A 25,478-nucleotide genomic window follows, 5' to 3' on the forward strand; every position below is an offset into this window, starting at 1 on the left:
CGGTTTACGACCTCTTATCCATTCTATTTTAGCTTGCGGGATATCCGGACGCCCGTGCTCCGACGGCGCGGCCGGAATGTCTATGGAATGCAGGGGGCGGCGGTGGGGCTTTTGCAACGTGTCAGGCTGGGATCGTCAAGGTTGCCCAGGCCAAAGCTTCCCACTTTGCGGTTCCGCGGCAAAATCAGCCTCGGCTTTGCCGTTGTCCTTGCCATTTCCGCCGTCAGCATGGGTATCGCCTATCTGGGGTTCGAACGCGTCTCCGGCGGCGTCGCCGCTTATCGGGCGAGCGTGTCTGAATCCGATCAGGCCCAGAACATCGACCGGGAATTGATCGCGTACCGGGCGCTGGCCCGCTATTACGCGGTGACCGGCAAGGAAGACGACGCCAAGGCCGCGTTCACGGCGGAAGCCGCGCTGCGCGCTGCCATCGACCAGTCGATGAAGAGCGTGGACACTTCCAATAACGAGCGCACCAAGCTGATCGCGCGGCTGCATCAGGAGTTTCACTCCTTCACCAAGGTCTTTGCCGATGTGGTGAAGATCAAGAAGGAAAGCGAGCTCATCAGCCAAAACGAGCTGATGCGGAACGGCAATCAGCTGCGTTACAAGCTCGACGATCTGCCAAGCGGGGTCGAGGACGACTCGACGCTGGCCGCCGTCACCGTGGCGAGCAAGAAGGTCGCCGCTTTGTTCCAGACCGCGACGGCGCTTGTCGGCACCTTCGTCGTCAATTCAGATCAGTCGATCGCCACGGGCGCGCTGGCGCGCCTGAAGTTCGTCGAGGCGGCGTTGCAGGCAATCCCGGCCAATGAGGCGAGGATCGCGCAGTCCGTCAAGGACGCCATGAGTTACCTTGAAGACTATCGCAAGTCGCTGACCAAGCTGATCGACAATGCCAAGGAGCTCGATGAGCTTTCGATCGAGATGGCCGATTCGACCCAGGCGATCATGAAGGCTTCGAACGCGATGAAGGCCGATCTGCTCGCCGACCAGCAGCGGCTTGACTCCGAATCCGGCGCGACCATCAGCGAGATCCAGCGCCTGATCGTGATCCTTGCGATCGGCGGCTTCGTGCTCGGCGGATTCCTCGCCGTGCTTCTCGGCAGGGGAATGTCGCGACCGATGACGGCGATGTGCAAGGCGATGCGTGAGCTTGCCGGCGGCAATTTCGATGTCGTGCTGCCGGGCCTCGGCCGCAGGGATGAACTCGGCGAGATGGCTGGCGCCGTCGAAGAATTCAAGATGCAGGCAATCGCCAAGGCCGAGCGCGATGCTGCCGATCTCGACGCCCAGAACAAGGCCGCCGCCGCCGGACGCCGCGCTGAGTTGATCCGCTTTGCCGACCAGTTCGAGGCGACCGTCGGCAGTATCGTCGCCAACGTTTCGGCATCCGCCGAGCAACTCGAAGCGTCGGCCGGAACGCTGACGCGCACGGCAGAGACCACTCAGAACCTCTCTGGCCAGGCGGCCGGCGCATCGGAGCAGGCTTCCAGCAACATGCAATCGGTTGCGGCCGCGACCGAGGAGCTCTCGGCCTCTGTCGAAGAGATCGGACGGCAGGCCGTAGAGTCCAACCGGATTGCGGAATCCGCCGTGCTTCAGGCCCAGCAAACCGACGGGCGCATTGGCAAACTGTCGCGCGCGGCGCAGGAAATCGGCGATGTCGTGAAGCTGATCACGGCGATTGCCGAGCAGACCAATCTTCTGGCACTCAATGCCACCATCGAGGCCGCACGCGCCGGCGATGCCGGCCGCGGCTTTGCGGTCGTCGCGTCCGAAGTCAAGTCGCTGGCGAGCCAGACGGCGAAAGCGACCGACGAGATATCGACCCACATTGCCGGCATGCAGGGCGCCACCCAGGAATCGGTCGCCGCGATCAAGGAAATCGGCGGCACGATCGGGCAGATATCGAACATTGCCTCGACGATTGCGTCCGCCGTCCAGGAGCAAAGTTCTGCCACGCAGGAAATTGCGCGCAGCGTGCAGAACGTGGCCGAAGGAACCAGCGAGGCTGCCGTGAACATCACGGAGGTCAACCGCGGCGCGGCTGAAACCGGCTCGGCGTCGGCCAACGTTCTGGAAGCAGCGCGTTCGTTGTCTTCCGAAAGCACGCGGCTGCGCGAAGAGCTCGATCGCTTCATGGCCAATATCCGCGCCGCCTAAAGCGCTCCGGCACGATGATGGTTGTGGCGTGACGCGCGCCGCCGCTTATTCTCTGCCGAATTGCCGTTTCAGTTCGACCTTGGCCTGGTTCAGGCGCGCCCTTTGCGTTTTGGGCAAGGTCTTTCCCGCGCGGTTGAGGTAGAAGGTCAGCATCGAGAGTGCGGAGCGATAGGCGCCGGCCTTGCGGCGCGAACTGCGTTCGGCCGACCGCTTGAGCGAAGAGGCGATCCGTTTTGGGTCGCGTTGCTTGAAGACGCCGCGCTTGAGGTCGAGCGCGTCGCTTTTCTCTGTGACACGTTGCGACCACCGCCTTGATGATGATTTTTTGCCCGCGCTCTTTCGGCCGACTTTCCGTTCAGGCCTGGTCCTGCGGCCGGCGCGGCGGGACCTCGCCGATTTGCGTGCGTTCGCCATATCGAAATTCTCCAACCTTTCTGCGCCAACGGGCGCAAAGCCGCCGCGTTCCTCCGTTCAGCTGAGGGAACTCCGGCTCCCGGATCGGCGTTAATAGCCTGGCCGATGGCCTTTTTCCCCGCCAATTCCTGATTGGTCAGCTCATGGGTTTGCAGCGACGGCAGAGCGATTTGAACGCTGCGACCGAACCTGTGCGACCTGACGATTCCCGCGTCGTCGAAACGAGCATTCCTTTCCGGCTCGATGCTTTGCGCTGGAGCGGATTTCACACCCGTGTCGTGCTGGCGCTCGGGATTACCTGGGTGCTCGACGGGCTTGAAGTCACGCTGGCGGGCGCGCTGTCCGGCGCGCTCAAGGAAAGCCCTGTGCTGCGCTTCTCGAACTTCGAGGTCGGTTTTGCAAATAGCTGTTACCTCGCCGGCGCCGTGCTTGGTGCGTTCGGTTTCGGTTGGCTAACCGATCGCATCGGCCGCAAGAAGCTGTTCTTCATTACGCTCGCGCTTTATCTCGCTGCGACCGCTGCGACCGCGTTGTCGTGGAGCGTTGCGAGCTATGCGCTGTTTCGGTTCCTGACCGGAGCCGGCATCGGCGGCGAGTACACCGCTATCAATTCCACCATTCAGGAGCTGGTGCCGGCGCGCTATCGCGGCTGGACCGACCTCGTCATCAACGGAAGCTTCTGGATTGGAGCTGCGCTTGGCGCGGTGAGCGCAATCGTGCTGCTCGATCCGAACGTGATCGCTGTCGATCTGGGCTGGCGGCTCGCTTATCTCACCGGTGCCTGCCTCGGGCTTGTCGTGTTCGTGATGCGGATATGGATTCCGGAAAGCCCGCGATGGCTGATCATTCACGGCCGTCCCGATCAGGCCGATGCGATCATGCGTGACATCGAGCGCTCGGTCACGAGGCGGGATGCGCCGCACACATGGCCGACGTTGCGAATACGTATGCGCGATCACACGCCGCTTAGGGAAGTCGCGCACACTCTGTTCAAGGTTTATCGCGAACGCTCGCTGGTCGGTTTGGTGCTGATGATCGCGCAGGCGTTCTTCTACAACGCGATCTTCTTCACCTTCGCGCTGGTCCTGACCGATTTCTATGGGATACCGGCCGGCGACGTGGGCTGGTATATCCTGCCTTTCGCGGCCGGCAATTTTCTGGGGCCGCTTGTTCTCGGGCGGTTGTTCGACACGCTGGGACGCCGTCCGATGATCGTGTTCACTTACGGCGTCTCCGGTATCCTGCTGGCGCTTTCCGGCTATCTGTTCCAGATCGGCGCATTGAGCGCAACAACGCAGACGATTGCATGGATGGTCATCTTCTTCTGCGCTTCTCCGGCGGCAAGCGCGGCATATCTTACGGTCAGCGAGAATTTTCCACTGGAGGTCCGTGCGCTGGCGATCGCCGTGTTCTATGCGGTCGGAACCGGAATTGGCGGTGTCGCCGGTCCCATTTTATTTGGTGCGCTGATCGATACCGGCTCGCGTAGCAGCGTCTTTAGCGGTTATCTGCTTGGCGCTGCGCTGATGCTGGTCGCCGCCGCCGTCGGCTGGCGCTATGCGGTCGCGGCTGAGCGGCGCTCGCTGGAATCGGTCGCGCAACCGCTCGCATCTGTGGAGTGACGGTATCTGTGGAGTGACGAAATGAATAAAGGCGACATAAATAAAGGCTTGGCATGAGCGACGATTTGGCTGATCGCGTGCTGCCTGAGCGGCAGGAGATGTGGCCCGTGGAAGGCGCCTCGCTCGATCTGATGACGGAAAAGCTCGTGAAGTGTCTCGACGGTTGTGCCTTCCTGCTAGACATCGACGGCACGCTGCTTGATCTGGCGCGGACACCGCGCGAAGTGTGGGTGCCGCCGGGTTTGGCCGCGACGCTGCATGCGCTGCACGACCGCACAAAGGGCGCGCTCGCCCTTGTCAGCGGACGCTCGCTCAACGACATCGACCTGATCTTTGCGCCGGATCGTTTCCCCGGTGTCGGTGGACACGGCGCGGAAATGCGACTTTCGACCGATGGCGAGGCAGTCGCCACGCATGCGCCGCCGATGGATCCGGAATTGAAGCGCCGCCTCGCCGCCATCGCGCGGTTGAGTCCGGGCATTCTTCTGGAAGACAAGGGCTATTCGCTCGCGCTGCACTACCGCCTGGCGCCGCACGCCGAGAGAGCGATCTATGAAGCCGTGTCGCTGATCCGCGCGGATTTGCCGAATGCGCCGATCGAGGTGCTGCCCGGCAAATGCGTCTGCGAAATCAAGCAAGCGGGTTTCGACAAGGCGACCGGCGTGCGCGAACTGATGACGCACGAGCCGTTCCGTGGCCGCCGCCCGATTTTCATCGGCGACGATGTGACAGATGAATCCGTCTTCGCGATCATGCCGGATCTGGGCGGCCTCGCCTTTTCAGTGGGCCGTCACGCGACTGGCGTCGCCGGCTATTTCGAGGAGCCGCGCGATGTTCGCGCGTGGCTGAAGCGCCTCATTGATGACAAAGCTTTGGCGGTGTCGTGATCGTGAGTCATTTTTTGTTCGCGCGGTTTCGTAGCGGTTGAACGAATCTTGGCCGTGAAGGCACGCATTCCCGACGTGGCATCGCCTGAATTCGGTTTCAATTCATAGGAAAATTGACCAGGAACCATATTGATGAACGGCTGTTAATACGCGAGCGAACCATCAGGAGGGGAACCCGGTGAGCCTCGTCGTCGTTTCAAACCGCATTACGCGCGGAAACGCCAATGAACCGATTACCGGAGGCCTTGCCGCCGCGTTGCTTCCAATTGTCGAAAAATCGGGCGCGATCTGGGTCGGTTCCAGCGGCCGCGTGCGCGATGGTGTGCAGAAAGAGCCTTTCGCCGAAATCGAGGCGCTTGGCGCAGGCGCACTTGCGATGCTGGATCTGCCGGCGGCGCATTACGGCGGATACTATGAAGGCTTCGCCAATTCGGCGTTGTGGCCGGCGCTGCATTCACGCGCCGATCTGATCCGGGTCTCGCAAGGCGATTATCTTTCCTATCGGGAAGTCAACGCCTTCATGGCGCGAGCGCTGCTGCGGTTCCGGAAACCTGACACCGTATTCTGGATTCAGGACTATCATTTCCTCGCGCTCGGCGCGGAACTGCGCGACCTCGGCGTCGATCAGCCGGTCGGCTTCTTCCTGCATACGCCCTGGGCCCCGCGCGATGTGATCGAAGGCGTTCCCCATCACCGCGAGCTGGTGGAAGCCATGCTGGCCTATGATCTGATCGGCTTCCAGACCGACGACGATTGCGAAAATTTCGCGAGATATCTGGCGTCGACGCTTGGCCTTAGCGTCAACGATGGCGTTGTGACGTCGCAGCACGGAACGACCCGTATTGCCGTTTTTCCGATTGGCATCGATGTGGAGAAATTCACCCGGCAGGCCACCAAGGCCATTTCGCATCCCGACGTGTCGCGGCTGCGCCGCAGCCTGAACGGCGAGAAGCTCGCCATCGGCGTCGACCGGCTCGACTATTCCAAAGGGCTCGTCAACCGCATCAAGGCGTTCGACAGGATGTGGACGTTGCATCCCTCGTTGGCACGCACGGTGTCGCTGTTGCAGATCGCGACGCCTTCGCGCGGCGGGATCGAAGCCTATGGCAATCTGCAAAACGAGCTCGCCCGACTGGTCAGCGAGGTCAACGGCCTTCATGGCGAAGTCGACTGGACGCCGATCCGCTATCTCAACAAGGGTTTTAGCCAGACCGTGCTGGCTGGTCTTTATCGCACGGCCCAGGTCGGCGTCGTCACGCCGTTGCACGACGGCATGAACCTGGTGGCGAAGGAATATGTCGCGGCCCAAAACCCCGCCGATCCCGGTGTGCTGGTGCTGTCGAAGTTTGCCGGCGCGGCCAACGAGCTCGACACCGCGCTTCTGGTCAACCCGCACGATATCGACGGCATGGCGCGCACGATCGCAACGGCGCTGTCGATGCCTTTGATCGAACGGCGGATGCGCTGGGAGGCGATGATGGCGAAGCTTAAGGGCGGTTCGATCCAGCAATGGTTCACCGGCTTCGTCGAGGCGTTGCAAAAGGCGCGGGTCGACCGGGAGGCTGCGTCGCGGCCGGTGTCGAGGCCGCCGTTCATATGGCCGCTCCGTTCGGTCAGCGGATGATCGCTGGGATTTTTCTCGCCGAAGATCTAGGTGCCCTGCGAAGCTCGCAGGACTTCGTTCAGTTGCAATAAGTCACGTCGTCCAGAGTGACGCAGCGCGCCTTGCTGGGGTCCTCGAGCGGGACCATGCCTTTGCCCTGACCGACAAAGACGCCGGGTCCGACCGTGACCGAGGATTTGTTGCCGATGACAACGCTCGGGTGAGCTGATGCGAGGCGCGACCGCGTGCCGTCGGCCCAGATGATCGCGTCGCCCGACCACACCCCGCGATGACCGTCGTCACAGGTCACATCCACGCCCTCGCGGTGGCAGTGCTGGGCCTGTGCGCTCGTCGCATATCCGGCCGCGGCCAGGATGGTGAGAATCATCGTCGCCTGGCGCATCGTCATGGTGTCCTCGCCCGTTTCACTTAAGTCAGCACCATACAGGAGTCGGATGTCAGGGCTTCCGGGTTCAGGACGGTGGCGGCGGAATTATCTCGGCCAAAAATTATCAAGTAATTTCAGTATGTTGTGAAAATGACTCCGGCAGATGCTCGGGTCACTTGCAAAAGTCCGCGCGCGCCTTCAAGAGAGTGCCTCTTCGGAGAGATGGCCGAGTGGCTTAAGGCGCACGCTTGGAAAGCGTGTGTGCGGGAAACCGTACCGTGGGTTCGAATCCCACTCTCTCCGCCAGCCGCTAGCGCCTTAGTCCTTCTCGCGTTCCTCTTGGAGCGGTCGCAGTATTCCACCCACGTGTGAAGGCGGTTCGCCGCAGAACGTACATCTAAACAACGGTCGAGGATCGCTCATTGGCGTCAACGGTCGTCTGCATCGCGGGCAAGTCGGCCATGGTGGCAGGTTCTTCATGGCAGAGCCGTTAACAGGTTACCCGCCACGCCAGACATGCAGTACAGCTTCACGAAAGCCACCGACAAAATGATCCGATACGTCCGGCGGGAGAATTTTGTTTAGATCGTCAAACGACGCTGTTGCGATACTCGCAAGTTCGTGCGCGCAAGCACGCTGTGCCCAACGGCGGCCTACCTCCAAGCCTCGATCACGCTCGTTCTCGACATCCATCCGATCACCGCAGGGTGCCCCCGGCGTGGGGGAACGCCGGGGACGTGCGAGGGGATCCGCCGACGGTTTGGGGGTGGGCAGAAAATCGACGGCGCACGACACGAGCAAATCACAACTTCAATAGCCCGATAATTGTCCCAAGGGACAATCGGCGCGTTGTACTTAAGATAGAGTTGCAGGCCTTCGACGCTACCCGCGCTCCGCTGCCAGTTGCGCTCGACTTGAAAAAAATCGGAACGTTGATCTGGATCAATTGCGACGCGAGGCACAGGCGCGCGGCCTAAGAGTACAGTGTCCATTGGGACAATTCGCCGTCCGTCGAAACCGAGCTACTGTCTACTTTCTCCAAAAGACGAGCAGGGAAAACGTCATGGGATCGCTCGCAGCATCCATTCGCTACGAAAATCTGATCGCATGCAGGAAATTACTTGCCGATGCGCGAATTTCAGACGTGCAACGACAGATGCTTCTGCGGCTATTGACGGAAGAAAAAACGAAATATTTTCACGAAGAAACATCAAGCCGTTCGATGATTGGAGCACTCGGAAACGATAACAAGAATAGCTAGCGCATCTGGGGTGATCCATTGCTCTTGACTTAGGTCATGCGCGGCAGCGACAGAAAGAACCCACAAGGCCGCTATCTTTCCTCCCTCACTCCCCGCCGTATGGCGGGGGTATTTTTGAGCGCGTCTCCGGTTGCTTCGGCATTGGCCTGCGATAAGCTTCGCAAGCGAGAGGGCATCCTTATGGGCGAAAGAAGTTATAAGCGTTGTGATCCTTCTTGGCTTGGCCACCGTAGGGCTTGTCTTGGCGGTTTCTCTTCCCCTGCTAAATCGGTCGTTAACGCATGTAAGTTGCAAGTGCGCCTGAATGTGCATGCTCGCGATCCATGGAACGCGACACTTGGCTCTATCGCCTCTCACTTGGCTGGGTCGCCCTGTTAATTGCGGTGATCTTGTATGCAGTGTGGATGTACTAAGGGCCGCCCAGCCCCGGCAGCACCACTGCAATGCCGCGTAGCAGGAAGCTAGCGGAGACCGCGCAGACGGGCCATCAATCTGTTTGTGATCGCAGCGGCGTGCATCCGTTTGGGGGTCGGAAGCAATCCCTCGTGCTCGCCGACACGCATCGGGAGAGTAAGATCCCAATTGGTCACCATGCGGAACCCGAGCGGCCGATTTGCGATTTCCCCTTTCTCGACTTCGGAATTCTCCGGGCCTGGAACACCAACGAAGTCTATTGTCTTACTTAAGCCACCTTGCTTGATGGAGCATTTTCCCTTGAGAGACTGGAAGCTCGCCTGATCCAGATGATAGTCGAGGTAAGAGCTTATCCAACCGCCTTCCGAAGTCTCGCTGATGACTGGCTGGTCTAATATCTGCCTAACAATCGCGAGCTCGCGAAAATCGCCAATTTTGCCAAGCAAGGACGCCTCTTCGAAGCGCGCGGAAATTACGCCCTCGTCGTTCTGAATGTTGAAAGAATCGCCTACACGACTAATTCGTGCCACGCGCTTGTTGAACCCGTATGCCTTCGCCCCGATCGCCGCCGGCGGAAACGAATTCAAGAGTATCCGCGGCATGTACACGAATGGACCATTATAGTCATCGTTCGTATCGCAACTATATATATTATGAAATATCACTGCGAATTCCATGTAGTTGATGCCGCCAAAAGGTACAAAACCGGGTCTGACGTTTCGTTGCTCGGAGAATGCGAGACAGATCGGCAACGTTATTTTTTCAAGTTTTTCCTTTGGCAGATTAAGCGTCAGGCCCGGCGGCAACATTTGGTCAATGAATGTCGCCTGCACGTAATCGACGATACAGCGGGCCTCGACTCTTCCGACGCCGCCCAGCGCAAGTCGGGTCAGATCCGGCAAATTGCTCAACAGTGCCGCTAGCGCTGGAGACAAGGGTGCGTCGTCGTTCCAATTCCGATCGCCGTCATACGAACTATTCATGTCAACTCCCGTTATTGCTCGGGCCGCTGCGCGGCCCCCAAGAACAGCTTGTTCGATGCACCCCGCGTTGAGTCCAACGCGAACCCAGTCGCCTGCAAGATAAAGATTGTTGACGCCGGAGCCGTCGGGACGGAGCCGGCTCTCCACGCTTCCAGGAACCGACTGCACGTAGCGATCGGAGGGGTTCACGTTCGCCCGGACATAAGGTGGACGCGCCAGATCCGTCTGTTGATACCCTGGCCACAGCAAAGGAAGCTCGTCTTGCAGCCATTTATCAACCTGCACGTTGGCACGTTGAAGCTGGATGACCGGGAAATTGTCCGGTTTGCCCGGCGGCGGAAATTGGTCGTCGGGTAGTAGATTGCCGACGAGATAGGCGAGGCTTGCGGGTTTGGAGTGAGAGGGCCACGATTCCTGATCGATCAGTTGCGAATTGTCGCCCCAGGTATTGAGCGGCTCCGCGAAAGACGTAACAATCGTATTTTTTGGCGGCCAGCCGTAGTAAGTCGCCGGCTTGTTGACCCAAAGCTGGGTCGCGAGTGTCGGGCAAGTGCGGACGTTGGCGATCATTTCGCCCCACGCCAAAGTCGGCTCGTCGCAAAGCTCGGAACAAATAGATTTTAGTGCGCCTAAACCAATGCCAAGAATTACTTTGTCAAAGTCGCCGTTGTCCCGTCTCAGGGCGATAGTGTCGACGATGCCCCAACTGTTCCAGGGAGACTCCAGATCCTGCTTGTCTTGCAGCAGCTTTGCATAAATCTGATCGCCATGGTCCAATCGATCATAGTCGGGACGATCCGGCCACGTCTTCATTTTCCCGTCGGGCGTCGTGATCAGGGGGTAATACGGCTCGCTCGTATCGCTCAAGCGTGCCTGTAGACCGATATCAATTTGTTCGATGGTCTTCTTGTCCTGAGACAGATGAAGCTTGTCGACACGGCTGAAAAATTGAAACTTGACGCCCCTCTTCACAAGAACCTCGTAGAGGGGCGCGAAAAGAAACTCGCCCATCGTCACGTTTAACTTATAGAAGAGCGAACCTTTGTAAGCGCAGAGGAGATGCAGGAACGCCCTGGTCGAGGTGCCGGCGGCCACCGCGCGACGCCGGTCACCGTCAAAGCCGAAGACGTAATCGTAGAACCCTCGCACCAGGCCCGACTGGAGGCTCATGTCCCAGGCGCCGTAGCCCGACATCCACTGCGACCATTCCCATCGGTCGATACTGTCGAAGCCTTTCACGAGCACCTTGGAGCTCAGCATGCCAAGTAGCAACGCCAGCCCAATGTTGACCATGATCGCCAGGCGCCGCATGTCGTCGGTCAGCCCGAGTCCGGCGTTGATCAGCTTGCTGTCGAAATATTCTTCGTGAAGATTATCCATCGCGAAGTCGACGAGTTCGCGAAGCCGGGCGCGTTGCCCAGGGCCAATGCCCATCGGGTAGTCGGAGAGCCCATCGGCGATCTGTCTCGCCGTCCGTGCAAATTCGATGTTCTGCGCACTTTGCGCCAGTTGAATTTGCCCGCGCACATTCCCAACATAAGCCCGCAGCGCATTGTTTTGCGAACCCTTGGTGACGAAGCTCAGCAGGCGGCTCCAGAGGACCGGGCTCGAGGGCGGCAGGCGACTGATGCCGGGAATCTGCCGGTTCGGGGGGACGTCGAGCTCCCACTTCTCCCAGGCGCCGGTCTCGTCGTCCATCACCCAGCAGCTATTCACCGGCGTGAAAGCGTCGAGATATGAATGATAGGGGGGCCTATCGTGGGCGGCGTAACAACGCTGCAACAGATCGAACGCATTGTCGTAAAAGCCGGCCCAGACGTGAAGGCCGTGCTCGAGCTGAACCTGCTGATCTTCAAACGTCGGGGTGGGGAAACGTTCGCATGTCCACCCGACCGCGCCCTTGCCGCCCAGACGCCAGCCCACCTGATAGATCGTGATGTCATAGAGGTTGCCGTGCGGATCCACCTCGGTCAGATCGAAGGCAGCTGCAAGAGAACCTATGCCGCCGCCGAGTATCGCGATCTTTGATCTCCCGTGAGCCCGCTGCATCGGCGCCGCCTCTACGATCGCGCGACCGCGAAAAGCGCTAGAGCCTTTCGCGCGAGATTAAAATCACCGAAACCGGTGGATTTGCCCGGGCGCATGAAGTGCTCGCCCTCGACGATCGCTGGCGAACCGCAGATGGCGCGGGACGCTTGCTTGCCCGACATGACGGCCGCTTCGATGCACTCGGTGTTGAATCCAGTATCTATCCAGGCGCCCGCAAGATACAGGTGCCGGAAGCCGGATGCGTCGGTCTTGAGCCGCCATCCCGTTGAACAGGCGGCCGAGCCAGAACAGCAGGCGACGGGATCGACATTCGCCTTGACCACCTGGGCATCGAGGCGGTCGGGGCCCTTCTGGTTGCGCGGGTCCTCAAACGTATCCCAATCGAAATCGCGTCCGTTGGCGCTCGTGGCTTTTGGCCAGAATGCAGGCGTATATTTCTCGAACCAATCGATCGCGAGAGCTCGAGCGGCTTTCGATGCGTGACCAGCGGTTTCTGTGTCGCTGGAGGGACGTGAGCCGAATACGTTACAGAAATAGTAGAGAGATTTTGGCGTATTTGGTCCTTTGGGCTCGCATTCCAGGGTCTGTGACATGTCGGCCCAAATCTGTAGGGCGGGCGGTCCCGAGACCATCGCCGTCGCCGGTATCGGTCCCGTAAGATCCGGAAGTAACTTTTTGCTCCACACTTGCGCGGACAGGCTAGGAACGAGGCCGACATTTTCGGCCATCGCACGGAATCTGGGACTTGCGCGGACAAGCTCCGCGCAGGGCCCCGGATCTCCGCCAAGAGGCCTGAATGCTCCGGGCGGGATTGCGAGAATCACGTCACTAAAATCCGAGCCGTGGTTGAGCACGAGATCGGGCTTGACCCGCGCATCGCACCACCGAGATTCGAGGTTGCTGTCCGGTGAGCCGACCCCGCGCTGGATCGCGGGCGTTTCCGGCCAGCAGGTCAATCCCTCGTAGGCGAATGTTGGCTCGAAGCCTTCTTCCGGCAGATCGGCCTGACGGGAAAAGCGCAGCCGCGCCACTGCCGAGCGATCTTCCGTCAGCTCGATCTCCTCCAGCTTGTGAAAGAACACGAAGCGAACGCCGCGTGCCTTGAGCACTTCGTAAAGCGGCGCGACAAAGACCTCGCCAAGGCCCGCGTTGGGTTTCCAGACCGCCTCGCCCTTATAGGTCCCCAATATCCGGAGAATGACTTGTGCAGCTGTTCCGGCGCCATAACTGGGACGTTCGGTCCTCCCCTCGTAATATTGAAACATCAAGTCATACAGCGCGTTCACCAACGGAGAACTGTTCGCAGTGCTCCTGTCAGCACCGTTTGCAACAAGCCAGTCGCAGAAATCAGATTCGTCGAGTTCGACAACTTCCATACGCCTGAAGACGACGTCGTCGATGATACCGCTGACGAAGGCAGCGGCGATGTCCGTCGCTTCGGACAGCAGCTTGTCGTTGGCAGTCGTGCGCACGTGTTGTCTTGATTGTTCGCTCAGGGCTATTGCCGTGGCCTTCAACAAGGCCTTCAGACCGATCAAGTGAATTGGATCGGAGCGGCCGGGTCGGATCTTTGTGCTCCACTGGTGGGCGCATCGGATGGCGTCCCGTGGACTCACGTTGTCGAGCGCTCCGCGGCTCGAGAACAGCGAGTCGAACGCCAGGCCTTGGTCGGGATGAACGGAAACCGTTCCGTGCTCGGGCGGGGTCGTCACAGCGAACGCGTCGTGAACCTGCGACAGGATCTCGAGGACGCCTATAAGGCTGTCCCAGAGCTGTGGTTGACGTCCATCCCCCGGGCTACCTTTCCTTGTCGGCCAGAAGAAGGGAATAAATCCGTTCTTCCCAATGCGCTGGTCGCCGATCTGCGTGGACTTCTGGGGTTGGAAGGCGTCGCTCCAACTAGGAAAACGTCTGGGCTTGGTCGGCAGCTCCTCGTATACCTCTCGCAACAGGCGAAAAGCGTTTTCGTAGTAGCCGAACCACAAATGCAACCCATGCTCGACGACCCGCATTCTGTCGTCTCGTCCGCTCGCGCACTTTCCGCCCAAGCGCCAGCCAATCTGATAAACGGTTACGCATTCGCCAGGATAAAGGCCGGGCTTCGTCAATTCGAACGCCGCAGCAAGCCCAGCAGGACCACCGCCGACAATGACGATCTTTTGACGTCCCTCGCTGCGCATCACACAAATTGTCCCAGAACCGTTTCGTGGGCTCAATCTACTAATGACAGTCGAACCGTTGTCAGGTCCGCAATTGCTCCGACTACTTGGAAAGCCTTCTCAGCGCGCGATAATGCGAAGTCTCGTAACGGATCCTCTTGCGCGCTGCTTTTTCCGATCTGACGCCAAGCTAGGCCCGCAAAATATTGCATGTTGAGACTCTCCGCGCAACCGACAGCGCGGCGCCAATCGCGTCTGGCGCGCCACTTGTAGCCGCGCAGAAAGGACATCGATCCTCGCAACAATAGAGCCGCCGGGCGGCAGACTGGCGATCTGCGTGCGGCCCGATATAGAAGGTCGCACGCCCGGCGCGCCTTGGACTCCAAATCCCCAGCAGACGGCCGCGCCCTCGCTACTCGCTCGCAATGCGCGATAAGCGTCCCGACCACGCCGGCGGCCCCGTAAACGCCCCAGGCCGCCCATACGACTTGGCAGCTTTGCAGCACGTCGAATCCCCGTTCGGCCGCTTCGAGGGAGGCATGGAAATCACCTCGTCGTTCGTATGCCGACGCCAGCACACCGAAGCATAGCAGGCGGTCGGCGGGCGCGTGTTTGCCGTCGGCGACGGATCGCAGCTCCAACAGCAATGCGGTATCAGCGTCGCCTTTGATGGTGTCGATGATCGCACGCGCGCAGAGTCGCCATGCCCGAATAGTTTCGCTGGCGTCTTTCAGATCAGGCACCGAGAGCTCGTTGAGCAAGCTTTCCGCGCGCGCTATATCGCTGTGAATCAGGTGCGCGAAAACGCGGCCAACGAGGACGTTTTGCAAACGGGCTTGATCGCCGAGCTCGCGAAACGCCGCTGCTGCTTCGAGAGCGAAAGTTTGGGCGTGGTCTCGTTCACCGAGGCCGCTCGCGAGCACCGAGGCGACGAGATTTGCACGCGCTACTTCGGGCTTGCCGCCGCGCTCGCGCGCCAGTTGAAAGGCGCATCTGCTGTAGAAGCGAGCCGGACCTTTCATTCCCGACATGCCAAGTCCCAGCGCCAGCCCATTGTATCCGCTGATCGTCTCGGCCGTCGAACCGCAGCGTTCGGCCAGGTTGAGCGACGCCAGCGTGCCGTGCAGCAGGCGCAATGAATCATTCTGATAAAAATACTCCTCGGCGAGCCGCTCGTAGACGTGGGCCGCCTGGCGCAACTCCTCACGCTCCCCAGCGGGCGCCGGGTGAAGCGAAGCGCCCCGGATCCGAGAACCAATCTGCCATGCCACGTTGCCGAGAAGGTCCCGTACCGTTTGAGCGGTCGTCGCCGGAACTCGACGGCCAAGCAACGTCAGCGCGTCTTCGTAGTGGCGAGAGGCCGCGTCATAGTCTCTCAGCTCGTGGTATGCGTCGCCGAACGTGATCTGCCAAACCGACCGGCGGCGATCGTCGACGCTGTCTCCGGCTGAATCCGCAAGTTTTGTCGCCCTCGTCGCGTAGCCGATCGCGTCACGGTTTGCATAGTTGCGCAGCGCCTGCTCAGCGGCCCGATCCAGATATTCGATGGCCAGGATCGCCTGGTCTGCCAGCTCCCGATGAAGCGCCAGCTGGGCGTAAAAAGGCTCCAAACGAACCCGGTTGAGTTTCTCGATGCAATCGGCAATTTCCCGATGAAGGTCGCGTCTCTGGGCAAACGACAGTTGGTCGTAGGTGACCGCCCGAATGATTGCATGTCGGAAATCATAGGCGGTTTGCCCATCGGTGATTTGGACGCGCAGTAACTCGAGCTCCACCAGCCGATCGAGGAGATCCGGTACTTCACTTGCCGTCGAGGAATCCGGGTAGATGATCTGCAACGTTTTTGAGGAGAATTCCATGCCGATGGCGCTGGCGACCTTCAGCGCCATTTGGTGAGCCGGCGGCAGCGCGTCGATGCGGCTGACGATCGCGCCTTCTACGCTCGCAGAGAGCGCCGAGTGGGAGGCGGCGGCCAGGTCGCCGCTGACCCTGCAACCGTCTCGATCGAGCTCAATTGCTCCTGTGTCGCGCAAAGCGAGCAGCAGTTCTTCGCAGAAAAATGGATTGCCGCCGGCGTGGCGATGCACGAACTCCTGGAGCTCGGCGGGAAGCGAGACGACGCCAAGGCGCCGCCGAACCAGCTCGGCGACGGCGTCCTCGCTCAGAGCGTCGAGCGTCACGATTTGGGCAACCTTGAGTGCGCCAGAGTCGAACGTTGGTGTGCCCTCGTTGGATCTTCGGCTCGTGATCGCCAGGATTTCAGGCAATCGACGCGTAACCGATCTCAGCAGCGCTGTTGATGCATCGTCAAACCAGTGCTGATCTTCGAAGATCAGGACGGTTGGTCCACTCGAAGCGGACCTTCTCAGCAAGTGAACAATTATTTGTTCAATGCTGGATGCTCGTGCGGAGCCGGTGATTGTCTGAGTCAACTCGGTTTCAGCGAAACCGACATGGATCACGTCATCGAGAAGCGGCATCCAACCCAAAAGTTGCGGGTCGTCGGCAAGGGCGGCAATGACCTTTTTTTGAACGAGCTCCGGATCCAGATTTGAGGTGGCGCCTATCAGTTGCAGCACAACGTCACGCCACGCGTAATACAGGGTCGGTTGTTCAATCGCGGTGGCAAATCCTCGATAGACGTGACACCCCTTCGACTTGGCTCTTTCGATCAAGTCCGCAAGGAGCCTCGATTTGCCGATTCCGGCCTCTCCTTGAACTACGACGAGTTGCCCTTTGTGATTCAGCAGGCTTCGGAGCGCATTGGCTAAGATTGCTCGCTCCGCATCTCTTCCGACGATATCTCCCGGGCTCCTTAGTCCCTGCGGGCCCAGCACAGCCTCGGGCCGATAAATCGGCACCGGTCGAGCCCAACCTTTCAACCGCATGCTTCGGAGTGCGGAAAACGTGACGCGTGAATCAACAGACGTCGAGGTGATTGCGTCGCAAAGCACTTCGTTCTCCGCAACTACCATTAGCCGCGCCGACAGATTGATCGTTTGTCCCAAGATCGAGTATTCGCGGCGCGTTTGCCCTCCGTACTCGCCGCAAAACAGTCGGCCGGTAGCGACGCCGATCGATGCCATGACCTCGTGGCTATTGAGAGCCCGGCGTACCGCCCAGGCCGCCTCGATCGCGCGCAGCGCATCGTCGCTGTGACCCAGAGGCGGCAGGCCGAAAACGAGGGTGACGTGAATTCCCTTGTCAGTCGTGACGATATTCAGGATCGTGCCTTCAAAACGGGCCGCTATCTTCTGTGTCGCGAAAATTGCGTTTTGAAGCTTGTCCAACAGATTGTCGTCAGGGCCTAGATCACCGAGTCTGATGCTGACGATCGTGAGTTTACGGAATTCGGCCAGCCAGCGGCCTTCACCGAAGCGTGCGCGATCGAGCACTACTTTCGGCAGAAGCAATCGCAGCGCTTCCGGCTGAAAGCGACCATCCCATTTTGGTGGAACGCTACGGATCGGCGCGACAACGCCCGTCACCTGAAAAAAAACGTCGTCAACGATCTTGCCGGCGCAAAGCTCTCCGATCTCATCGCGCGCGGCCGGACACAGAATGACCTGTCCGATATCGGCCCTGTGATAGGCCGCACACGCGAGCCGGACGGGGTCGCCGGCTACCAAATAATGCCATCGAGCATCGACGCCGCCCACGCGGCAAAGGAAGATTTCGCCGATTTCTATCGAGACTCTTACATGCAGGTCATGGTTGGTACTCCGTGCCCAATTGCCTAGAGCATCTTGAAACGCCAGCGCGCAGCTTGTAGCCAGCACCGCTGCGGTTCGGATGTCGGGCTCGTCCCACAGCACAACGAGCCCATCCCCGGCGAAGGCGACGACGTCTCCGCCGTAATCGTCGATTGTATCGGTCAGGACCGAAAAGCAACCGTTCAAGATCGTCGAGAGATCTTCGGCCCCGCGCGCTCCGCGAGCAGCAAACGTACCGGTCTTTTCCGAAAAGTCTGCGACATCCAGAAACAGAGCGGCGACACGACGTTTGACGGAAAACGGACGACCTTCCGCGGCCCAGCGTTCATCAAGCGACCGGGTCACCCACCTTGGGACATAAGCGGCAAAGGCGTTGCTTAGGGGCTGCACGACCGTTCCCTCAACCAACAGCACCGTCCCGTTCGGGGCATGTCCAAACGGACACTGACACATCTCGTCCCCAGCGACCATGCGTCCAGAAGGAGCCCATAATCCGCATTAAGTATCTGGTTACCGACAAACGGCGACGGAGGGCGCGCTGTTGTCCAGCCCCGGTGCTGCCCGTTACACGCTGGAGGTGCCGGTGCTGACGATGCTCACCGACCGCATCGATGCGCGCATGATGCGGTCGGTGCGGTCAATGACCTCGACGCGTTGCGCCAGCGCACGAAGGTAGTCGCAGTGCTAAGCCGCCGCCGTCGATCTTGATGCGCTCGCGTGCCGTATTGGCGAGCCTTCGGGTCATAGCGGACACAATTTGCTCGCGCTGAGTTCTTCGCTTTTGATCCGTCAGCGACGTGCGAGGCGAAGTCTGCTATCATGCAACGCGGGTGCGGGGCGTTTAGCTGGACGAGATCGCCCGCATGTTCGACCTCTTGAGTGATGTCTTTGAGACCATCAGGCTCAAAGGAACGCTTTACTTCCGTACCGACTGTTCGCCGCCCTGGGCCATTACTGTTCCGGCATACGAGCAAGCCGCGCGGTTCCATTTTGTGATCCAGGGCTGCTGCCATGTGAGCCTTCCGTCCGGCAGCAATGTCGTTCTTGAATCCGGCGATGTCGTATTGATTCCCCGCGGCCGGGGACATGTGCTGGCCGATCGTCTCGGCCGGGCACCGGCGCCGTTAGAACGCGTGATCCAGGAATCGGGTTACGACGGCAAGGGCGCGTTCGTGATTGGCAAGAGTGACTCTCAGGCCTCGACCCAAATGGTTTGTGGTCACCTGGGCTTTTCGCAGGGCGCCGATCATCCGCTGCTTGGCGCATTGCCCGAAGTGATCCTGATAACCCAACGTGACCGCGATCGTTATCCGCTGCTTGACGAGGCACTGCGCCTGGTTGCGCGGCGAGCACTCAGTGACGAGGTCGGTGCTGCCGCTTCGATCGCGCGCCTGTCGGAAGTCTTTTTTATCGAGGCGGTGCGGGCAAGCGTCGAACGTCATCCGCCACTGGTCAACATCATGACCGCGATGACGGACCTTCATATCGGCCGCGCTCTTGAACTGGTGCACAAAACGCCCGGCGATCCGTGGACGGTCGAAGCTCTCGCAAAAGCAAGCGGCATGTCGAGGAGCCGCTTCGCGGAGCGGTTTACCGAACTCGTCGGTGTCGCGCCTATGGCTTATGTCACGGAATGGAGATTGCAAAAAGCCTTGGCCAGGCTCGGCAGTTCCAAAGCAAGCGTGAAAGAAGTTGCAGCTCAAGCTGGATACCAATCGGCGGCTGCCTTCGCGCGGGCATTTTCCCAACGCTTTGGAATTCCTCCGACCGACACTCGCGATCTTGAATCGTCGTAGGTTTGCAGATCGTCCCAACCGTCTTGCAGACAGTCCATAGTTTGTTCGCGTGTCTTGCTCTTGGCTGCCGCGCGATCCTAGGTGAGTGGTGTTGCAAATAGTCGCCACTCGAACCAAAGGAGCAGATCGTGCAAATCACTCAACAAGCCACCCATCCCTACACTCGCTTCGATCCCAGGTTCGTCACCAAGACGATGCACGCTTACCTGGACTATCCTGTTGCTGCGAGCTTGATCGCGTTGCCCTTCGTGCTCGGACTCGGCAGCTCAAATCCTTCGGCAAAATGGCTCGCTGTCGCCACCGGCGTGGCAGCGATCATTCTGACGTTCTTTACGAATCACAGGACGGGCGTGATCCGGATTATCCCGTTCTCATTTCATGTCGCGGTTGATGCTCTGGTCGGCATCATCTTCGTGACGGCGCCGTTTGCCCTCGGCTTTACCGGTCTTGATGCCTGGTACTACTGGGCAAATGGCGGGGCGCTGTTGGTGGTGCTCTGCTTGCAGAAGCAAGATGCGATGCAGCTGCAGACAGCAAGCGCTTGAAGTCTCCTTGCTTCCGGCAACGGGGGGCAAATTTCTCAGGAGAGAATGACCATGAAGGCAATTGTCGTAACGGACCAGGCTGCGGGAAAAGCCGGGATGAAGCTGGCGGAGCGGCCCGCGCCGCAAGCAGCGATAAACGACGTCGTCGTTCAGATCCATGCGTCGGGATTCGTCCCGACTGAGCTGGAGTGGCCCTCGACCTGGACGGATCGCCTCGGTCGTCCCCGAACGCCGTCGATCCCGGGCCACGAACTGGCCGGAGTGGTCACCGCTCTCGGCTACGGCACGACGGGGCTGTCGGTGGGACAGCGCGTGTTCGGCCTCGCCGACTGGTATCGCGACGGCACTCTGGCGGAGTATGTCGCCATCGAGGCGCGCAACCTCGCGCCGCTCGCGGGCGACGTCGATTTCACGGTGGGCGCGAGTCTGCCAATCTCCGGACTCACCGCGTGGCAGGGACTGTTCCTGCACGGCCGCCTTCAGGCAGGGCAAAGCGTACTCGTGCACGGCGCAGCGGGCGCAGTCGGTTCGATGGTGACGCAGCTCGCACGAGAATTCGGCGCCCACGTCATCGGGGCCGGACGCGCCGCCGACCGCCAGACTGTGCTCGATTTCGGTGCGCAGGAATTCGTCGACCTCGAGAACGACGCCCTGGAAGACGTCGGCGGCGTCGATTTGGTGTTCGATCTCATCGGCGGCGACATCGGGAAGCGATCCGCGCGTCTGGTTCGAGCCGGAGGAACGCTGGTGTGCGTCGTTGGGCCGTGCGAGGCGCGGCCCGCCAACGGCCTCGCGGTCGACTTCGTCGTCGAGTCCGATCGTGCCCAGTTGAGTGAGATCGTCCAGCGGCTGCGGGACGGACGACTGCGGACGAACATCGGCAACGTCTCGACCCTCGACTATGCCGTCGTCGCCTTGAACCCGACGAAGCGACGCAAGGGAAAGACGATCATCCGCGTTCGTCCCTGAGCGATGATTGATGCGCGCAGCCGGCCGGCGCTGTTCGGGTCGGCCGGATGGCGCGAAGCCACGCGTAGCGAGAGCGACGACGGACGCGCGCCTTACCCCCGCGCCAATAGCGTATTGCTGCGCGTCTTGCGCTCCTCGCGATAGCCGCGCGAGACCATGTCGTCGATGCAGTCGTGCTGCCAGTTCTTGCGCTCGAGGTGTTCGATCACGACGGCGCGGGGCCAAAGCGTCTGCGGCGCCTGCGCAAAGAAACAGGTCAACACGCGGTCCTCAAAGCCTTCGACGTCGATCTTCAGTGCATCCATCTTGCTGACACCGGCATCGCTGAGAATCTGCTGCAAGGTGAAAGCGGGCACGCGGAAGGTGTGGCCGCCGGATGCGCCGCTCGCGACATGGCTCGCGCCGAGATTGGCGCTATCGGTCTCCATCAACAGTTCGCCATTTTCGGCGCCTGCGGCGGCCGCCAGCAGTTTGACCTGGGCAAGGCCGGAGGCCGCGCGGTTGAAGGCGAGACGGTCGTGCGCCACCGGGTGCGGCTCGACCGCAATCACCGTTCCGCTCTTGCCGACCTTGTTTGCCAGCGTCAGCGCATAGGTGCCGACATTGGCGCCGATATCGACGAAGACGCCGCCATCGGGCGTATGCGCGCGCAGAAACGAAAGCTCATCCAGATTGTAGTCGGGATTGAACAGGGCGCCGCGCTCGGTGGCGCTGAGCAGATGATAGAAGCGGAACGATGCGCCCTGATACTGCGCATCGACGGGGCCCGGCCGCATCAAGTTGATCAGCCGCGACATCCAGGGCCGGAATACGCCGCGCTTGAGGCCCGATCGCTGCACGAGGCGGATGACAGCCGCTTGCGCCGCGTTCGGCGCCAGCGCGCCGAACGGCGCGGTGGATGTGTCGTTGTCGGGCGTCACAGGAGAGCTCCCGATTCCGAAGCTCACTGCATCCAGTGCGATGGCTGGAACAGCCGCTTGATCTTCGAGGAGAAGCCATGACGGCCTTGCTCGCGGTCGACGACCGATTGGTCGGTCACCCAGTTGATCTGGATCGCGCGGCGCCTGCCTTCAAAGGGATGATGCCCGTGCCATGAATTGTCGGCGCGCTTGAAAATAAGAAGCGTGCCGCCGGACGGTTCAACCTCGGCGACATAATTTTCGAGATCTGTCCCGTTGCGCAGCAGGCGCAGGCGGCCGGTCGAACTCTCCCAGGAATCGTCGTTCATGTAGAGCAGGACAGTGATGATCTTGGTCTTGGAGTCGGTGTGAATCTTGCCGTCGCGGGCTCGGCAGAAGCCGCGCACGGTGTACATCGTCGGCCGGTTCGCAAGATCGACGTCGAACTTTTCCTCGACGAGATGCTGAAACGACGGTCCCAGCAGTTCGTCGATCAGTTCCTTGAAATGTCCGGAAATCTTCAGGCCTGCCGGCGGATGCGAGCCGGGGCCGGGCACTTCGGGATAGTCGGCCAGGACCCCTTTCAGCTTCTCGCCATCGACGAAGTTTTTCACGATCAGGTATTCGAAGGGATCGTGTTGGACAGGTGTCGAGCGAAGCGCGTCAAGTTTCAGCATGGTTTCTCCTGGCGACTTCCTGCAGTCTTGTTCCCGGCCGGCTGCCCGTTCCGCGACATGTTGAGGGGCTTTTGTCCCTCGGTCCATAGGCGCTCATAGACAGCGCGGATTCCGCGGGCCTCGGCCGCAAGCGAAAAATTGGCCTGCACGAATTCCAGCGCCGCCTGTCCCTGTTCCTTAGCAAGGTTGGGCGCGCGAAAATAGGGTTCGATCGCCGCGACGAGAGCGTCGACATCGCCCGCCGGCACGATGGCGCCGTTGATCCCGGGCCGGATCATCGAGGGAAAGGACCCGGCGTCGGAGGCGACGACCGCGGTCTCCGACGCCATTGCCTCCAGAGGCGTCAGGCCAAAACCTTCCTGGCGGGAAGGCGCCACGAACAAGGTGAAGCGCCGATACCAGATCGCGATGTCCTCGACGTCGCCGAGAAAGACGATGCGCTCGGAGAGACCGGCGCTCGCGACCTTCGACTTCAACTCGCGCTCGAAGATCAACTGGTCGGCGGTGGTGCGGCCGGTAATGATCGCCGTCCAGTCCGGATAGTTCGGCAAAAGTCGCAGCATCGCATCGACAAAAAGGTCGGTGCCCTTTTGGTGGCGAATTCGCCCGGTGCAGCCGACGGCGTATTTGCCGGGCAACCCGGTCGCCGCATAGTCGTCCTCGGGTCCGCGGGCCGGGTGAAAATGTTCGAAATCGGTGCCGTGCGGCACGACGGTATATGGCACTTCGAGGAAACTGCCCGAACGCTCGCTGGTCGTGATAACGGCATCCATCCGCCGCAGCATCCAGCGCGTCAGCGGCTTGTGCCGGCGTTGACCGGCCGAATTGAAAATCAGCCGCAGCGGCGCGCGCAGGATATCGCGGAGCACAAGCCCGGCCATCATCTCGACGTTGCGGCGGCAATGGTAGATCCGAAATGGCCGATTGGCCGGCCGGCGGAACAGTTTTGGCACATCGCGCCAGCGCATGCGCGGCACGCGCTCCGGCAGATCGAAACCGAGCGCCGCAATTTTCAACGTCTTCGCCTGCTCCGGCACTAGCTGCGCGACCGCCGTCGTGCCGCCGGATTGGCGCCAGTTGAAATTCGTGGCCACGACTTCGATGTCCGAAAAATCGCTCGTCAATGCGATGATCCTTCAGCGCAGACAGCGCGATGAGTTGCCGGTGGTCATAGCAGCGTTCGGCGGGCCGGACAAAGCCAAGCGAGCGCAAAAATAACACGGATTTCATGGCGGCTTTTTCAAATCCTGCAACAGGAAAAACCTAGAAAAAACAATATGAAAGGCGTTCGACCGACGTGGCGCGCACGCGGCCAGCCGACCCCCCGCAAGCGCTGCGGAAATGGAAAAACCTCCGATCGCTTGCCCGCAGATCGGAGGTTCCGAAATAACGGTGAGTTACGAGGCAGCTAGTAATGCGGGTCGTACATCTGCTGTTCGATATACGCCATCATGTCGTTCGGCTTTGGAGCTGTCGCAAGACCGCGTTTATAGGCCACCTCGGCGACCGCTGCGGCAATATGGGCCGAGACCTCGCGGATTCGCGGCAGCGACGGATAGAGGCTGCCCTGTTCGATATCGTCCTGGGTAACGAGATAGGCGAGCGTGTGCGCCGCCGCCATGAACATCTCGTCGGTCACGAGCTTTGACCCGCTCGCGATCGCGCCGAGGCCAACGCCCGGGAAGATGTAGGAATTGTTGCCCTGGCGCGGCACGAACGTCTTGTCGTCGAGTTTTACGGGATCATAGGGGCTGCCGCAGGCGAACAGCGCCCGGCCGGCGGTGTGACGATAGGCCTCTTCGGCCGAGCATTCCGCCTTCGAGGTCGGATTGGAAAGCGCAAACACGATCGGCCGGTGGTTGATCCCGGCCATCGCCCGCAGCACGTCCGGCGTGAAGGCGCCGCCGACCGCGGCGACGCCGATGATTGCAGTCGGCTTGAGGGCGCGGATCGCCGCCAGGAAGTTGTCGACGCCCGCGTGATCATGGGCATAGCGCAATTTGTGCTCGGTGACTCCGGCGCGGCCTTTGACGACGAGGCCGCGTGAATCGACCAGCCAGTTGCGCCGGACAGCTTCCGCCTCCGAAAGGCCTTCAGCCATCATGGCCGACACGATGAGATCGGCGATGCCGGTCGCCGCTTCGCCTGCGCCGAGGAACAGCACCCGCTGATCGGCCAATTTGCCGCCGCTCACGCGCAAGGCCGAGAATAGTCCGGCCAAAGCCACCGCAGCCGTGCCCTGGATGTCGTCGTTGAAGACCGGGATGTCGTCCCGGTATTTATGCAGCAGTCGGAATGCTGAGTGATTGGCAAAATCCTCGAACTGGATCAGCACGCCGGGGAAGGCGGCTCGCGCCGCGGTGATGAATTCATCGACGAATTCGTCGTAAGCCTCGCCGCTCAGGCGCTTCTGGCGCAGCCCGATATAATAACGGTCGTTCAGGAGGTCCTGGTTGTTGGTGCCGACATCGAGCATGACGGGTAAGCAATTTTCTGGATAGATGCCGGCGCAGGCCGAATAAAGCGAGAGCTTGCCGACCGGAATGCCCATGCCGTGGGCGCCGAGATCGCCGAGCCCAAGGATGCGCTCACCGTCTGTGACGACGATCAGCTTGGCCGGGTAAGGCCAGTTGCCGAGCAGTTCGGCGATGCGGCCCTTGTCGTTTGCGCTGATGAACATGCCGCGCGGGCGCTGGAAGATCAGTCCGTAACGCTGGCAGGCGAGGCCCACGGTTGGCGTGTAGATCAGCGGCTGAATTTCATCGATGTTGTCGCAGACGACGCGAAAGAACAGCTCTTCATTGCGGTCGTGCAGCGAATTGAGCGCGATGTATTTTTCGAGGTCGTTAGGGAGGCTGCGCAGATTGGTCAGAACGCGCGCCACCTGCTCCTCCATCGAGAGCACATGCGCCGGCAGAAAGCCGCGCAAGCCA

General features: G+C 60.5%; 17 protein-coding genes, 1 tRNA gene and 1 pseudogene. 10 read left to right on the forward strand and 9 right to left on the reverse strand.

Annotation, left to right across the window (positions count from 1 at the left end; translation table 11 throughout):
* Positions 1 to 87 precede the first annotated feature (87 nt).
* Positions 88 to 2,166 (forward strand): methyl-accepting chemotaxis protein, encoded by a 2,079-nt coding sequence (locus VFB05_RS01040; RefSeq protein ID WP_414643124.1) that lies wholly within the window; start codon positions 88 to 90, stop codon positions 2,164 to 2,166.
* Between the two features lie 45 nt (positions 2,167 to 2,211).
* Here VFB05_RS01040 and VFB05_RS01045 read toward each other — a convergent pair whose 3' ends face one another.
* Positions 2,212 to 2,580, reverse strand: coding sequence for a DUF3175 domain-containing protein (locus VFB05_RS01045; RefSeq protein WP_325007828.1), 369 nt, complete (start codon positions 2,578 to 2,580; stop codon positions 2,212 to 2,214).
* A 143-nt stretch (positions 2,581 to 2,723) separates the two neighbouring features.
* On the opposite strand from VFB05_RS01045, the gene VFB05_RS01050 reads away from it, so the two are divergent.
* The 3 genes from VFB05_RS01050 to VFB05_RS01060 all read left to right on the forward strand — a co-directional run bounded on the left by VFB05_RS01050 (position 2,724) and on the right by VFB05_RS01060 (position 6,713).
* Positions 2,724 to 4,202: an MFS transporter gene (locus VFB05_RS01050; RefSeq protein ID WP_325007830.1), complete on the forward strand. Its 1,479-nt coding sequence runs from the start codon at positions 2,724 to 2,726 to the stop codon at positions 4,200 to 4,202.
* A gap of 131 nt (positions 4,203 to 4,333) precedes the next feature.
* Positions 4,334 to 5,089, forward strand: a complete 756-nt coding sequence (gene otsB, locus VFB05_RS01055) for a trehalose-phosphatase (protein ID WP_414643125.1) — start codon at positions 4,334 to 4,336, stop codon at positions 5,087 to 5,089.
* Between the two features lie 178 nt (positions 5,090 to 5,267).
* Positions 5,268 to 6,713, forward strand: coding sequence for a trehalose-6-phosphate synthase (locus VFB05_RS01060; protein WP_325007834.1), 1,446 nt, complete (start codon positions 5,268 to 5,270; stop codon positions 6,711 to 6,713).
* 58 nt (positions 6,714 to 6,771) lie between these two features.
* Here VFB05_RS01060 and VFB05_RS01065 read toward each other — a convergent pair whose 3' ends face one another.
* Positions 6,772 to 7,101: a hypothetical protein gene (locus VFB05_RS01065; protein ID WP_325007836.1), complete on the reverse strand. Its 330-nt coding sequence runs from the start codon at positions 7,099 to 7,101 to the stop codon at positions 6,772 to 6,774.
* Between the two features lie 195 nt (positions 7,102 to 7,296).
* Here VFB05_RS01065 and VFB05_RS01070 point away from each other — a divergent pair.
* Together VFB05_RS01070 and VFB05_RS01075 are read left to right on the forward strand one after the other, a co-directional pair.
* Positions 7,297 to 7,386 (forward strand) — tRNA-Ser (locus tag VFB05_RS01070).
* 757 nt (positions 7,387 to 8,143) lie between these two features.
* On the forward strand, positions 8,144 to 8,341 hold the full coding sequence (locus tag VFB05_RS01075; protein ID WP_325007838.1) for a hypothetical protein: 198 nt from the start codon (positions 8,144 to 8,146) through the stop codon (positions 8,339 to 8,341).
* Between the two features lie 461 nt (positions 8,342 to 8,802).
* On the opposite strand, the gene VFB05_RS01080 is transcribed toward VFB05_RS01075, so the two are convergent.
* Genes VFB05_RS01080 through VFB05_RS01090 form a run of 3 tightly spaced genes read right to left on the reverse strand, consistent with a single transcriptional unit; the run spans position 8,803 to position 18,067 of the window.
* Positions 8,803 to 11,787: an FAD-dependent oxidoreductase gene (locus VFB05_RS01080; RefSeq protein WP_325007840.1), complete on the reverse strand. Its 2,985-nt coding sequence runs from the start codon at positions 11,785 to 11,787 to the stop codon at positions 8,803 to 8,805.
* Positions 11,788 to 11,798: 11 nt separating this feature from the next.
* Positions 11,799 to 13,967, reverse strand: coding sequence for an NAD(P)-binding protein (locus VFB05_RS01085; protein WP_325007861.1), 2,169 nt, complete (start codon positions 13,965 to 13,967; stop codon positions 11,799 to 11,801).
* A gap of 32 nt (positions 13,968 to 13,999) precedes the next feature.
* Positions 14,000 to 18,067 (reverse strand): AAA family ATPase, encoded by a 4,068-nt coding sequence (locus tag VFB05_RS01090; RefSeq protein ID WP_325007842.1) that lies wholly within the window; start codon positions 18,065 to 18,067, stop codon positions 14,000 to 14,002.
* A gap of 133 nt (positions 18,068 to 18,200) precedes the next feature.
* Between VFB05_RS01090 and VFB05_RS01095 the strand changes: the two genes are divergently transcribed.
* The 4 genes from VFB05_RS01095 (at position 18,201) to VFB05_RS01110 (ending at position 20,969) form a co-directional block, all read left to right on the forward strand.
* Positions 18,201 to 18,335: a hypothetical protein gene (locus tag VFB05_RS01095; protein WP_325007844.1), complete on the forward strand. Its 135-nt coding sequence runs from the start codon at positions 18,201 to 18,203 to the stop codon at positions 18,333 to 18,335.
* Between the two features lie 187 nt (positions 18,336 to 18,522).
* A complete protein-coding gene (locus VFB05_RS01100) occupies positions 18,523 to 19,455 on the forward strand; it encodes an AraC family transcriptional regulator (RefSeq protein ID WP_325007846.1) in 933 nt (310 codons plus the stop codon).
* A 128-nt stretch (positions 19,456 to 19,583) separates the two neighbouring features.
* Positions 19,584 to 20,000 (forward strand): SPW repeat domain-containing protein, encoded by a 417-nt coding sequence (locus VFB05_RS01105; protein ID WP_325007848.1) that lies wholly within the window; start codon positions 19,584 to 19,586, stop codon positions 19,998 to 20,000.
* Between the two features lie 51 nt (positions 20,001 to 20,051).
* The gene (locus tag VFB05_RS01110) at positions 20,052 to 20,969 is read left to right on the forward strand and encodes an NADP-dependent oxidoreductase (protein ID WP_325007850.1); all 918 of its coding nucleotides are present in this window, start codon (positions 20,052 to 20,054) and stop codon (positions 20,967 to 20,969) included.
* Between the two features lie 92 nt (positions 20,970 to 21,061).
* Here the strand turns inward: VFB05_RS01110 and VFB05_RS01115 are convergent, their stop codons facing one another.
* From VFB05_RS01115 to VFB05_RS01130, 4 genes and pseudogenes are all read right to left on the reverse strand, one after another.
* Entirely contained in the window at positions 21,062 to 21,889 is an 828-nt protein-coding gene (locus tag VFB05_RS01115; RefSeq protein ID WP_325007852.1) for an FkbM family methyltransferase, read from the reverse strand.
* Positions 21,890 to 21,912: 23 nt separating this feature from the next.
* Complete coding sequence (locus VFB05_RS01120; protein ID WP_325007854.1) at positions 21,913 to 22,545, reverse strand: 2OG-Fe(II) oxygenase; 633 nt, start codon at positions 22,543 to 22,545, stop codon at positions 21,913 to 21,915.
* A gap of 83 nt (positions 22,546 to 22,628) precedes the next feature.
* Positions 22,629 to 23,669 (reverse strand): annotated as a pseudogene (locus tag VFB05_RS01125) (glycosyltransferase family 4 protein); the annotation flags it as partial.
* A 284-nt stretch (positions 23,670 to 23,953) separates the two neighbouring features.
* On the reverse strand, positions 23,954 to 25,478 hold a 1,525-nt coding region (locus tag VFB05_RS01130), incomplete at its 5' end, for an NAD-dependent malic enzyme (RefSeq protein WP_325007856.1).

Source organism: Bradyrhizobium sp., from assembly GCF_035652035.1.
Classification (GTDB): domain Bacteria; phylum Pseudomonadota; class Alphaproteobacteria; order Rhizobiales; family Xanthobacteraceae; genus Bradyrhizobium.

Coding starts and splice junctions, on each gene's coding strand:
- VFB05_RS01040 (WP_414643124.1), top strand. CDS start 88: ATGCAGGGGGCGGCGGTGGGGCTTTTGCAACGTGTCAGGCTGGGATCG.
- VFB05_RS01045 (WP_325007828.1), bottom strand. CDS start 2,580: ATGGCGAACGCACGCAAATCGGCGAGGTCCCGCCGCGCCGGCCGCAGG.
- VFB05_RS01050 (WP_325007830.1), top strand. CDS start 2,724: ATGGGTTTGCAGCGACGGCAGAGCGATTTGAACGCTGCGACCGAACCT.
- otsB (WP_414643125.1), top strand. CDS start 4,334: ATGACGGAAAAGCTCGTGAAGTGTCTCGACGGTTGTGCCTTCCTGCTA.
- VFB05_RS01065 (WP_325007836.1), bottom strand. CDS start 7,101: ATGACGATGCGCCAGGCGACGATGATTCTCACCATCCTGGCCGCGGCC.
- VFB05_RS01075 (WP_325007838.1), top strand. CDS start 8,144: ATGGGATCGCTCGCAGCATCCATTCGCTACGAAAATCTGATCGCATGC.
- VFB05_RS01080 (WP_325007840.1), bottom strand. CDS start 11,787: ATGCAGCGGGCTCACGGGAGATCAAAGATCGCGATACTCGGCGGCGGC.
- VFB05_RS01085 (WP_325007861.1), bottom strand. CDS start 13,967: ATGCGCAGCGAGGGACGTCAAAAGATCGTCATTGTCGGCGGTGGTCCT.
- VFB05_RS01100 (WP_325007846.1), top strand. CDS start 18,523: ATGTTCGACCTCTTGAGTGATGTCTTTGAGACCATCAGGCTCAAAGGA.
- VFB05_RS01110 (WP_325007850.1), top strand. CDS start 20,052: ATGAAGGCAATTGTCGTAACGGACCAGGCTGCGGGAAAAGCCGGGATG.
- VFB05_RS01120 (WP_325007854.1), bottom strand. CDS start 22,545: ATGCTGAAACTTGACGCGCTTCGCTCGACACCTGTCCAACACGATCCC.